The 12,111-nt window shown below is 71.4% G+C and carries 9 protein-coding genes; 3 read left to right on the plus strand and 6 right to left on the minus strand.

Annotated elements, in window-relative coordinates; translation table 11 throughout:
- Window positions 1-59: 59 nt before the first annotated feature.
- Window positions 60-461: a DUF3499 domain-containing protein gene (locus HNR07_RS18585; RefSeq protein ID WP_184366078.1), complete on the minus strand. Its 402-nt coding sequence runs from the start codon at window positions 459-461 to the stop codon at window positions 60-62.
- Window positions 462-683: 222 nt separating this feature from the next.
- Here HNR07_RS18585 and HNR07_RS18590 point away from each other — a divergent pair, with 222 nt between their 5' ends.
- Window positions 684-1,079 (plus strand): metallopeptidase family protein, encoded by a 396-nt coding sequence (locus HNR07_RS18590; RefSeq protein WP_184372272.1) that lies wholly within the window; start codon window positions 684-686, stop codon window positions 1,077-1,079.
- A 159-nt stretch (window positions 1,080-1,238) separates the two neighbouring features.
- Here HNR07_RS18590 and HNR07_RS18595 read toward each other — a convergent pair whose 3' ends face one another.
- The 4 genes from HNR07_RS18595 to HNR07_RS18610 form a co-directional block, all read right to left on the minus strand.
- A complete protein-coding gene (locus HNR07_RS18595) occupies window positions 1,239-2,924 on the minus strand; it encodes a DUF5719 family protein (RefSeq protein WP_184366079.1) in 1,686 nt (561 codons plus the stop codon).
- Window positions 2,925-2,927: 3 nt separating this feature from the next.
- A complete protein-coding gene (locus HNR07_RS18600) occupies window positions 2,928-6,395 on the minus strand; it encodes a glycosyltransferase family 2 protein (RefSeq protein ID WP_184366080.1) in 3,468 nt (1,155 codons plus the stop codon).
- 312 nt (window positions 6,396-6,707) lie between these two features.
- Window positions 6,708-6,995: a WhiB family transcriptional regulator gene (locus HNR07_RS18605; protein WP_014908913.1), complete on the minus strand. Its 288-nt coding sequence runs from the start codon at window positions 6,993-6,995 to the stop codon at window positions 6,708-6,710.
- Between the two features lie 240 nt (window positions 6,996-7,235).
- Complete coding sequence (locus HNR07_RS18610; protein ID WP_184366081.1) at window positions 7,236-8,588, minus strand: hypothetical protein; 1,353 nt, start codon at window positions 8,586-8,588, stop codon at window positions 7,236-7,238.
- A gap of 247 nt (window positions 8,589-8,835) precedes the next feature.
- On the opposite strand from HNR07_RS18610, the gene cofD reads away from it, so the two are divergent.
- Window positions 8,836-9,825, plus strand: coding sequence for a 2-phospho-L-lactate transferase (cofD, locus tag HNR07_RS18615; protein WP_184366082.1), 990 nt, complete (start codon window positions 8,836-8,838; stop codon window positions 9,823-9,825).
- On the plus strand, window positions 9,822-11,165 hold the full coding sequence (locus HNR07_RS18620) for a coenzyme F420-0:L-glutamate ligase (protein ID WP_312893884.1): 1,344 nt from the start codon (window positions 9,822-9,824) through the stop codon (window positions 11,163-11,165). Before cofD ends, HNR07_RS18620 begins: the two co-directional genes overlap by 4 nt.
- A 158-nt stretch (window positions 11,166-11,323) precedes the next feature.
- Here the strand turns inward: HNR07_RS18620 and HNR07_RS18625 are convergent, their stop codons facing one another.
- A complete protein-coding gene (locus tag HNR07_RS18625) occupies window positions 11,324-11,950 on the minus strand; it encodes a phosphotransferase (RefSeq protein ID WP_254418398.1) in 627 nt (208 codons plus the stop codon).
- Window positions 11,951-12,111 lie beyond the last annotated feature (161 nt).

Genomic DNA, 12,111 nt, shown 5'->3' on the forward strand with positions numbered 1-12,111 from the left:
TTCGGTCCAGCGCCCGGTTGTGGTCGAGCGCCGTACAAAACTAGCAAGAGGTCGCGGGCTCAGCCGTTGGGGTGGTGCGGCGGACGCTGCTCCCCGCGGTCTGACTTGACCACGCGCAGATGACCGCGGCGCAGGGTTTCCTGCCCCTCCCCCACGGGCTCGCCGGGGGACGGCTCAGGGCGCGCCGGGGGCCTCGCCGCCTCACGTACGGCGTCGGCGAGGGCCTCCAGGTCATCACTGCCGGGACCACCTCCCGACGTCTCGACCGGAAGCCGAACGACTTCCCAGCCGCGCGGTGCGGTCAACCGCTCCGCGTGAACGGCGCACAGGTCGTAGCAGTGCGGTTCCACGTAGGCGGCGAGCGGACCGAGAACGGCTGTGGAGTCGGCGTAGACGTACGTGAGCGTGAATACGGCGGGCTGCCTGCACGCGGTGCGGGAACAGCGTCGAACATGGCTCACAGCGTTTGACTGTATGCCTTTACCGAGGGACACGCCAGCATCGTCCCATGCCCCGCACAGTTTTTGGGCGAGAGTTCTTGACCCGGGCAGGTCGCGGTCCCCTGCCGGGTACGGGCCCCGCTTCTCGGTACTCCTGGGCCCACAGGACTACGCGGGGGGCTCGTGATGGCTTAGTCTCAAGGTGTGCGACGTGTGCGCCTTTCCAGTGGCCAACCAGACCGAGTGCGGCGCCGGGACCGCCGCGGCCGAGGCATCCGCGGTCCTCTCGTGCCCGCTGACCTGCCCGTCTTCCGCAGCCGAGCGCAGGCCTTCGACGACCTTGTCCTGGACGCCGTCGAACGCCTGGAGCGGTTGTGGGCGCGTGAGCTGGCGAACGTCGACTTCCTCGTGGAGGACGTTCCCCCGGTTCCGCGCCACGGGAACCCGACCGAGACGATCCCCTTCTCCCGCCTGGAGACCGACCCCGCGGGTCGGGCGCGGATCATCGTCTACCGGCGGCCCGTGGAGATACGGACCAAGGATCCCGACGAGATGGCCCTCCTGGTCCACGAGACCGTGGTCGAGGAGGTCGCCAACCTGCTCGGGGTGGAACCGGAATCGGTGGATCCGGAGAACTAGAGCCGACCGGCACCGGCCCCCAGATGCCACAGCACCGCCCCGGAGAGTACCCCCGGGGCGGTGATTGCCCTCTGCCCGCAGAACGACCACCGGCGCGGCCTGGGGCCCGACTGTGGGCCGCCTGTGGGCCAGCAGCGGCCCAGGGGTCAGGGCTCCGGGTCAGGGGACCACGCCGGTCATGCTGTCCCGGACGACCGGAAGTTCGACCCGGACCGGGGCGGGGCGGACCGGAAGGACGCTGATCCCGTCCCCGGAGCGCAGGACGCGGGCCACGTACACCGGGCCCGAGCCCTCCAGCAGTTCCAGCCGTACCGCGTAGCCGTCCTCGGGGTCGACCCCGGAGGGTGCTGCCCAGCCGTCGGTGTCGGTACCGAAGACGTGGGTCGTCCCGGCGGCCACCTCGGCCCGCACGGCGTCTCCCGTGCTGCCGTCGGCGGCGATCGGCGTCGCCACGACCTTGGCGTCGCCGTCCAGGGCACCCAGGACCAGCTCCACGTCCACGCCCTCGGGCATGTCCGGGATGACCGCCGTGGTGTCCAGCGGGCCCGTCAGCGGGTCCACCGCGGCCGTGTAGGCGGTCTCCACGACGTTCACGTCGTCGCCGTCCACCTCGACCTCCTCGGCGATCAGCCCGGCGACCACGGGGGCGTCGGCCTCCACCACGACCGTCCCCGGGAGCCCGCCGAGCACGCTCTCCAGCGTGAGCCAGGCAGAGGCGGCCGGGGGGACGTTCAGGACCAGCGGGTCCTCGGCGGTTCCGGCGGTGCCGTCGGCATCGTCGTCTTCGGCCTCGGATTCGTCGTCTTCGGCTTCCTCGGGCACGGCGGTGATCGCGTGCACGCGGACCTGGACGGGCTCGTCGCCGGGCGCCGCCACGATGAGCCGCCGGGTGCCGTCGCCGCCGGGCACCCCGGGGATGACGTGTGCTTCATCGGGCGCCCGGGTCGGCGGAACCCAGTCCGCGGGCCCCGCGGAGTGCTCGGCGAGCAGGGCCGCGGCGGCGCGGCCCGTGCTGGTGCGCACGTGGACGGCGATGGAGCTGGTGTTCTGGATGAGCTCGGTGACGTCGAGTTCGGTGGACTCCTCCGGGCCCAGATGGATGCCCCGGCTGTCCGGCGAGTAGGAGGGGCCCTCCCTCGTGTAGACGTCCACGCTGACCGTGGCCCGGAAGGCCTCCGGGTTGGACAGGTGCACGGTGAGGGTGTCCAGGTCCACGCCGTCGGGGTCGTTGGCCCCGGGCAGGGCGAACCACGTGCCGATGGAGGGTTCGGCGCAGCGGACCTCGGTGATGCCGTCGTCGGAGACGGTGGTCTGCGCGGCGTCCAGGCCGGAGGCCAGGGAGCCCTCGGCGTGCAGGGCGGTGGGCAGGCCGGCCTCGCCGGTGTCGGTACGCCAGACCCGTCCGGGTTCGGTCTGCTCCTCGCCGAGGAGCTCGCCGCGCTCGTCCGCGTCGCCGTCGGGGCTGGGTGACGGGCTCGGGCTCGCCTCGTCGGCATCGGTGGCCTCGTCGCCCTCGCCCTCGTCCTCGTCTTCGGCGTCGGCGTCCTCGTCTTCTTGACGGGGCGGCTCGACGGCCTCGGCCAGCGGGACCGCCCACAGCACGCCCTCGTCGTCGCGGCTGACCCGGGGTGCGAAGGCGGCCACCGAGCTCTCCGCTCCGTCGTCGGAGGACTCGTGCGGAGCCGGGCAGACCCGCGCCGCCAGCTCGGGCCGGATCGTGCCCCGTTCGGACACGCCCAGCTCGGGGTTGATCGGCCGGATCACGAACGCGACCCCGAACAGGGCGAGCAGCGCCAACGCGACCAGCCCGAACAGCGCGAACCGGTTCTCCACGATCAGTCGCATGACCTACTCCTCCCGCTCGTTGTCGCCGGTGCCCTCCGAGGCGTCCCGGCCCCGGGACGGTCCGGCCCTGCGTTTTCCCCCGGCCCTGCGAGTCCCCGCGCGGCGGGTGCCCCGGGTGCCGCGGCGCTTGCCGCGGACCACGGGGATGGAACCGGTCGTGGTCGGCCCGGTGTCGGGCTCGCCCTCCGCCGTCGGGCGCTCTGCGACTGGTCCCTCGGCGAGCCCTTCAGCAGGCTCCGTGTCCGAAACCGCGACGGCCTCCACCGCACCCGTGTCCGCCGGTTTCCCGCGCCGTGAACTCCCCCTCGTGGACCTGCCGGAGCGGACCAGCGGGCCCCGGCTCGGCCGCCGCGGGCGGGGCATCGGGGTGGACTCGATGAGCTTGCGCTCCTCCTCGGTGCGCACGCCCGGGGCGGCGAGCACCGCGACGACCAGGAGCAGGATCCCCTGGGTGACCACCCAGGCGGTGTGCACCAGGTCCGTGTGCCACACGCGCAGCTCACCGCCGTGCACCGGCAGGGCCCAGGCCTGGGTCCCGTTCTCGGTACTCACCTCGGTGAGCTCGGTGCCGTCCAGGGTGGCGCGCCAGCCGCCGTCGGCCGGTTCGGCCAGGGCCAGGCGGCGCCCGGTGCGCCCCTCGCCGACCTCCGCGGTGAGCTGGTCGGCCGCACCCTCCACCTGGAGCACCTCAGCCTCCAGGCCGTCCTCGGAGACCGTCCGCAGCGCGCCGGTGGTCTCCACGACCCGCCAGAGCCCGTAGTGGTCCGACAGCGACTGCCGACCCAGCCCGGGGGTGCCGTCGAGGGTGTCGACCAGGGTGGCGTCGGCGGGGCCGCCGCGTTCCGGACGCGGGTAGAGCACGTACTGGATGCCGTAGTCGATCAGGGTGTGCAGCTGGTCCCCGCCCTGGCCCGCGGCGAGCTCGGCCACGGCCAGGTCCACGGCGGCGCGGGCCTGGGGTTCGGGCAGGACCCGTTCCTCGCCCAGCCTCGGCTCCCGGCCGCGGACCACCACGTAGTCGACGCTGCCGTCGTCGGCCGGGGTGACGATGACCGTGCGGGGGTCGGTGCCGTCGGAGCTGACGCTCTCCAGCGCCCCGGGGACCGCGCGGGGGGCGTTCGCGGTGATCGGGCCGTCCACGCCCTCCCACATCCACAGCCCCGCCGCCGAGACGGGGGTGGCCAGCGCGAGCGCGGCCACCCCCAGGGCGAAGTAGCGCTTGAGCCCTCCGGTGCGAATCATGTTCCCGAAGGCGCGGGCCGCCGTGGAGGCCGTCAACAGCACGGCCGTGGCGGCGAAGGCCAGCGCGACGCCGGGCCAGACCTGGGCGGGCGGGCCGCCGAAGTAGGGTTCGATCACGACCCGGCTGGTCAGAACGGCGATGAGCATGCCGAACAGGGCCAGGCACCAGCCCGCCGCGACCAGCATCCGGTTGCGGAGCAGGAGCAGCGAGCACAGGGCGGCCGCGACGAACCCGGCCGTCACCCAGTACGGAGGCGTTCCCGGGCCGCCCGGGGAGAGCATGAGCAGCTCGACGGGGGTCGCCCCGGGATCGGACAGCTCGGGCCGGTGCAGTCCGGCCTCCAGCAACCACAGGCTCGGGTGCATCAGGAGTTCGAGGGTCCACGGCATGAGCAGGACCACCGGCACGGCCAGGCTGATCGCCACACTGACGTAGATGCGGCGGCCCAGGTGACCGAAGGCGACCGCGACCAGCACCCCGGTGACCAGGCACAGGAGCCAGACGATGGGGACGAAGGCGGTGGCCACGGTGAGGGCCAGGCCCAGCCCCCAGGCGGCCCGCCGCGAGGACTTGGGCGGCAGGGAGACCAGCCGGACCAGCAGCAGGCCGAGGATCGGCAGCAGGGCGTGCACCAGGGCGGTGCCCAGGCGCCCCTGGGCGACGGCTCCGGTGGCCATGGGCAGCAGGGCGTAGGCCCCGGCCATCCACAGGCGGGCCGGGCGGAAGCGCAGCACCTCGCGGGCGAGCAGGTAGGAGGTGAGCCCGGCCAGCGGCACGCAGCCCAGCAGGATCACCATCACCGCGATCCACGGCTGTCCCAGGGTGAGGGTGGACAGCAGGGCGAGGAAGCCCACGTAGGGCGGGATCGGTCCGGAGGATCCCACTCCGCTGTCCGGGTGTCCGGACAGGTACAGGTTCCACAGGTCCAGGGCGTTACCGGTGACCGGGGGCAGGGCGCCGCCCGCGAGCATCCCGCCGAACAGCAGCGAGCGTTCGGCGATGATCGTGATCACGGTCAGGCCGATGACCAGCAGGGGCCCCGGTTGCAGGACCACCCGGCGCAGGAACGAACTGGAGTCGTCGGCGAGGCCGTCGTCCTCCTCCCCCGGCGCGGTGGTGACCGCCTGGTGGCGTCCGGCGGTGTCGCCCACCCGTTCACCGGTGAGGACGCCGGTGACCGCGTCGGCGAACTGCCGCATGGCCACACCCCTGGCCAGGTAGGGCCGGATGGCGCTGTAGGTGCGGCGTCGGTCGCGGCGGCGCCGGAAACGCGCCCGGGCCAGGCGGAAGGGCCGACCGTAGACGAGAGTGATCGCGGCCGCCTCGTCCAGCGCGTTGGCCGGCTGCTTGATGAGCAGGTACATGATCACGCGCAGCAGCGACCCGACGGAGTTGCGCAGCAGCGCGAACACCATCCCGCCGAAGGGCAGGTTGGCCAGCAGCACGAACACCGCGTGCCTGCGGTCCACCCGGCGGGGGTGGTTGCGGGTGGCGGTGATCCTCCGGCGGCGGCGGGCCGAGGCCTCGGCGTGGTAGGCGACGGCTTCGGGGACCATGCGGACCCGCAGTCCGGCCCCGCCCACGCGCCAGCAGAAGTCGATGTCGTCGCGGAACAGCGGCAGCGCCGGGTCGAAGCCGCCGAGGCGGTTCCACACGTCGCGGCGGACCAGCATGCCCGCGCTGGAGACGGCCAGGACCTGGCGGGTGCCGTCGTGCTGACCGTGGTCGAACTCACGCTGCTCCAGCCCGGTCTCGCGGCGGCCCGCGCCATCGATGGTGACGCCGACCTCCACGAGGAGGCGGCGGTCGAACCAGTCCCGGAGTTTGGGGCCCAGGACGGCCGCGCGCGGGTCCTTGTCCGCGGCGGCCAGGAGCTGTTCGAGGGTGTCCTTCTCCGGGGTGAGGTCGTCGTGGATGAGCCAGATCCACTCCGTGGCGTCCTCGTCGAACCCGCTCACCTCGGTGGTGGACCTGGGCAGGTCGAGTGCGGCCTTGACCGCGTCGCCGTAGCCGGTCCGGGCGGGCAGGTCGAGGACGGCGTCGGCCGGGAGGTGGTCGGCGAGGATGTCGGGGCTGCCGTCGGAACTTCCGGTGTCGGCGGCCACGACCCGCTGCACCGGCCGGGTCTGGGCGCGGAGCGCGGACAGGGTTTCCGGCAGCCACCGTGCGCCGTCGTGGGACACGATGACCGCGGTGACGACATGGCGGGCGGAATCCAGGTCAAGCACGGCTGTGGTGGGTTCTCTCCGGGAGAAGGGTCTCGGGCCCGTGTGCGGGTCCGGGGGTGTCTGCCGGCCTTGGCGGCCGGTGGGCGCGCGTGTGCGCCGGGCGCGGCCCGCGGACGCGAACGCGGGACATCACGATACGCCACCCCGCGTCATTACGGACCTATTCGGTCGGGGTGAGGCGGGGGCGACCATATCGGAGCATTCGGCACCGGTGCGGCAACCCGCCCCAATCTTGCCCAAGGCCGTGAAGGGTGCCGAACATGAAAAAGGCGCGCCCGGGCTCGTGACCCGGACGCGCCGCAACGCGTACTCCTACAGCATGTCCGCCAGGAAATCGAAATCTCCCCCGGCGGCTTTCTTCAGCCTTCGGCGTTCACGCTCGGAGAGTCCCCCCCAGATGCCGAAGCGTTCGTCATGCTCCAGCGCGTATTCCAGGCACTCCGCACGAACCTCGCACGACTGGCAGACCTTCTTGGCCTCCCTCGTCGAGCCGCCCTTCTCGGGGAAGAACGCCTCCGGGTCCGTCTGCGCGCACAGGGCGCGCTCCTGCCAGCCCAGATCTTCGTCCGAGCCGTGCGCCAGCGGGATGACCTCGCTCATGCGCACCTCCTGTAGCCCCCCAATAGATGTCCCCGACCCTTTTCGTCCCCCGGGCCGGCTGGAAATCCCACATTGGAATTACACGCGTGCGCATGACTGCGAGTCAAGCGCCCTGCGTGGTAATCCACTGAATATCATGTAACGAACCTCCAACGGCAGGCCCGCGATGTCCGTTCTGTGGATTACCACGCAATTCACGTACCTTCCCAAGGCGTGGGGAGCGTGGCGGATCAGGCGGGATCAGCGCTGGCCATCGTTGCCGTACCAGTTCTGCTGGTTGTCCGTACCGCCCTGTCCTTGCTGGTCAGAGCCGTACGACGAGCCGGACTCGTACTGGTTTCCGTACGACGCACCGTTCTGGTCGGGCGTCTCGGTACCAGTGTTCTCACCGGAGTTAAAGAATGGTTCAACTCCGGGCTCGGAGGGTGTCTGACCCTGCTGGGCCGGGTCCTGGTACCAACCGTGCTGGATGGCGTCCTGGGCCTGCTGGTCCGCGGCGGGCTGCCCCTCGTAGGTCTGCGGCGCGTACTGCGCCGGATCGTAGCCCTGGGCTGCGGCGTCCTGGCCATAGGCCTGCTGGGCGCCGGTGCCGTACGCCTGCTGCTGAGCAGCCGCGTCCTGACCGTAGGCGGCCTGCTGGCCGTACGCGTCCTGACCATAGGCCTGCTGCTGACCCGAAGCGTCCTGGCCATAGGCCTGCTGGGCGCCGGTGCCGTACGCCTGCTGCTGAGCAGCCGCGTCCTGACCGTAGGCGGCCTGCTGGCCGTACGCGTCCTGGCCGTAGGCCTGCTGGGCGCCGGTGCCGTACGCCTGCTGCTGAGCAGCCGCGTCCTGACCGTAAGCCTGCTGGCCGTACGCGTCCTGACCATAGGCCTGCTGCTGACCCGAAGCGTCCTGGCCATAGGCCTGCTGGGCGCCGGTGCCGTACGCCTGCTGCTGAGCAGCCGCGTCCTGACCGTAAGCCTGCTGGCCGTACGCGTCCTGACCATAGGCCTGCTGCTGACCCGAAGCGTCCTGGCCATAGGCCTGCTGCGGAGCACCCGTCTGCGCCGGATCGGCAGCCGGGTAGCCGGGCTGGGCGAACGACTGCTGGGCACCGGTCGCGGGCGGGAACTGCTGCTGGCCGTACATCTGCTGCTGCGGCTGCGACCGCGGAACGACCGTGGGGTCGTTGAAGATCTTGATCAGGTAGAACCCGAAGAAGCCGAGCACCGCGAGCAGGGCCGCCCGGTGCAGGAAGCCCGCGAAGGCCAGACCGCCGTTGTCGATATCGATGAACCCGCTGATCAGGCCGATCAGACCGAAGAGCAGGCCGACACCGACCATGATCATCGCGGTCAGGATCACCGGGAAGGACGCCGGGCGGGTGCGCTCGCTGGTGAGCACCAGGGCTACCGCGGCCACCAGCAACAGGGTGATGGTGATGCCGTAGAAGGAGGACCCGGCCGAACCCATGGCCCAGGCGAAGCTCCCGTTGTACTCACTCGATCTGATGATCAGCTCGATAAGTCCGGCAAGCATCTGGACGCCCACGGCCCCCAGCAGGACCCAGGCCCCGGGAAGGCGCAGGCGTTCTAGTGTTTCGTTGTTCAAGAGAGGTTCCCCTCTGCTGCTTCGCCGTCGCGTCGGAGGAAGCTTGGCATATCGTCGGGCTGTCGGGTGAATCGGCCGGGGCGCGCCGGGGAAGGAAACGGGGACACCGAACGCGGGGCCGATGGAGTGGGATGGCGACCGCCGCCCGAAGGTTCACACACCGTCGGTACCGGAATGGTCACGCCAGATCGTACCCACGGTGGGGCAGACGACCCATACACGCCCCCAGCCTGCCAGACTTGGGCGCATGCGGATAGTCGTACCGGCCGGCGGTATCGGCGGCGCGCGCTTCCTCCGCGGCCTCAAGGCCGCTCTGGGAACCGACGCTGCGACCGAATCGGACCAGGCCACAGACCACCAGATCACCGTCATCGGCAACACCGGTGACGACATCACCCTCTTCGGTCTCCGGATCTGCCCCGATCTGGACACTGTGATGTACACCCTCGGAGGCGGGATCAACGAGGAGCAGGGCTGGGGCAGGACCGACGAGACCTTCACGGTCAAGGAGGAACTCGCCGCCTACGGGATGAAGCCCACCTGGTTCGGGCTGGGTGACCGGGACACCGCCACCCACATCGTGCGGGCTCAGATGATCGCCGCGGGCTACCCGCTCTCCGCGATCACCACCGCCCTGTGCGACCGCTGGCAGCCCGGTGTGCGGCTGATGCCGATGACCGACGACCAGGTCGAGACGCACGTGATCGTCAACGACGAGGAGGGGCGCCGGGCCATCCACTTCCAGGAGTGGTGGATCAAGCACCGGGCCGCGCTGCCCGCCGAGCAGATCATCAGCCTGGGCGCGGAGAAGGCCAAGCCCGCCCCCGGTGTGATCCGCGCCATCCGCAACGCCGACGCCGTCATCATCCCGCCGTCCAACCCCGTGGTGAGTGTGGGCTCCATCCTCGGTATCGAGGGCATCCGCGAGGCCATGGTCGACAAGACCGTGGTGGGCGTCTCCCCGATCATCGGCGGCGCACCGGTGCGCGGGATGGCCGACGCCTGCCTGAGCGCCATCGGGGTGGAGACCAGCGCGGGCGCGGTCGCCGAACACCTCGGCTCGGACCTGCTGGACGGCTGGCTGGTGGACGAGGCCGACGCGGGCACCGAGGTGGACGGGATCGAGGTGCGTTCCCGCCCGCTGTACATGAGCGACCCGGCGGCCACCGAGGCGCTGGCCCAGGCGGCCCTGGACCTGGCGGTCGAGCTGTCCGAGCGGAAGGCCCAGGGGCAGTGAGCGCGCATCCCGGGACGCCGGAATCCCTGACGCCGGACGTGCGGGTCTCAGAAGTACGGGTGCGCGGACTCGGCGGGATCCCCGAAGTGGCTTCGGGCGACGACCTCGCCGCGCTGATCGCCGACGCCGTGGCCGCCTCGGAGCAGCCCCTGGCCGACGGCGACATCCTGGTGGTCACCTCCAAGATCGTCAGCAAGGCCGAGGGGCGGTCCCTGCCGGGCGACGACCGCGAGGCGGCCATCGACGCCGAGACCCAGCGCGTGGTGGCCCGGATGGGCCGCACCCGGATCGTGCAGACCCGGCAGGGCCTGGTCATGGCCGCCGCCGGGGTGGACGCCTCCAACGTCGAACCCGGCACCGTGCTCCTGCTGCCCGAGGACTCCGACGCCTCCGCGCGCGCCCTGCGCGCGGGCGTGCGCGCGCGCCTGGGCGTGCGCGTGGGAGTCATCGTCTCGGACACCTTCGGGCGCCCCTGGCGGATCGGCCAGACCGACGTCGCCATCGGCGCGGCCGGGCTGCGTGCCGCCCAGGACCTGCGCGGCACCGTCGACACCCACGGCAACCTCATGGAGGCCACGGTCAACGCGGTGGCCGACGAGATCGCGGGCGCCGGTGAGCTGGTCAAGGGCAAGACCTCCGGGGTGCCGGTCGCCGTGGTCTCGGGCCTGGGCGACCTGGTCACCGAGGATGACGGGCCCGGCGCCGCGGAGCTGGTCCGCTCGGCCGACGCCGACCTGTTCCGGTACGGGTCCAGGGACGTGGTCGCGGCCCGCCGCACCGTGCGCTCCTTCACCGACCGGCCGGTGGATCCGGCTCTGGTGCGCCGGGCGGTGGCCGCCGCCGTGACCGCGCCCGCCCCGCACCACACCACGCCCTGGCGGTACGTGCTGGTGGAGTCCGCCCACACCCGCAAGCGGCTGCTGGACGCGATGCTGCAGGCCTGGGTGGCCGACCTGCGCGGTGACGGGTTCACCGAGGAGCAGATCGCCAGGCGGACCAGGCGCGGGGACGTACTGCGCGGCGCGCCCTACCTGGTGGTTCCGTTCCTGGTCGCGGACGGCGCGCACCCCTATCCGGACGAGCGCCGGGCCGACGCCGAGCGGTCGATGTTCCTGGTGGCCATGGGCGCCGGGGTGCAGAGCCTGCTGGTGGGCCTGGCCATGGAGGGTCTGGGTTCGGCGTGGATCTCCTCCACGATGTTCTGCGCCGATGTCGTGCGCGAGGTGCTGGACGTGCCCGGGGACTGGCAGCCGATGGGCGCGGTGGCCGTGGGTTACGCGGCCGAGGCCCCCAAGGAGCGGCCACCCCGCGACCCGGACGCCTTCGTCGAGATCCGCTGACCCTGTCGGTGGTTGGCTGCCCTGTCGGCCTGATCTGGGACTGATCCAGACCGAACGGGTCCTTACCGAACTCGGGAGGATCGAGCGCACGGCGAGGCCCGGTGTCCTCTCGATGGAGCAACGGGCCTCGTCATCACCAACAACAACGCAGAAGGCCACTACCGTGGGGTGAGTAGTTCCTCCACCCGCCGCCGAACATGCGGGAGCAAGCGGGCGTGAAGGTCGTCGCGTACCGCTGCCTGGATCACCTCCGCAGCGATGATCAACTGAGAGAACCGCCCGGCTTCGGTCTCCAACACGTCGGCGAACACCTCGCGCACCCTGGCCGCTGTTCTCGGTTCGGGAAGCGCGTAGGTGTGGAGAACGGCGGCGTCGTATCCAGCTGGGGCCATCCCCCACCCCTCCCAGTCGATGATCGCTAGCGGGACTGCGGTGAGGTTGGCCCAGTGGAGGTCTCCGTGAGAGGTCTCCCACTCCGACACGGTGAGGTCCGTGCCCGCCAACTCCGGGATGAACTTCGGAAGGCGTTCGATGAACCCGGGTGTGTGGCTTCGCTGCCGGTGCTGTGGCACGGATGCCTGACGAAGACGATCGAGCGCGCCCCGCAACTCGTTCCACCAGCGGTCCGAGACCGAAGGCGGTTCGGACAGGTCAGGGGTCTTCGACGCCATACGGCCGGTGAGCCGTTCCCATAGGTGGGCCTGGAACACCAGGCCCGTCTCCGGCTCGGCCCAGGCATGTTCACCGAGCAGAGACGGCCGCGGAATCGTGTCATCGAGTAGCACGTCAGCGAGCGTAGAACCCTCCCACATCCTCCCGCCCGGCTTGGTCGCACTCATCACCCGCAACCATGCCGGAACTCCGTCGACGGTGGCCGGGCCGCTCAGGGTTCTGCCGCCCAAACCGGGATACAGATCGGCTCCGGGGTCGGGTGTGGCGTCGAGCT

The organism is Nocardiopsis metallicus, assembly GCF_014201115.1.
Classification (GTDB): domain Bacteria; phylum Actinomycetota; class Actinomycetes; order Streptosporangiales; family Streptosporangiaceae; genus Nocardiopsis; species Nocardiopsis metallicus.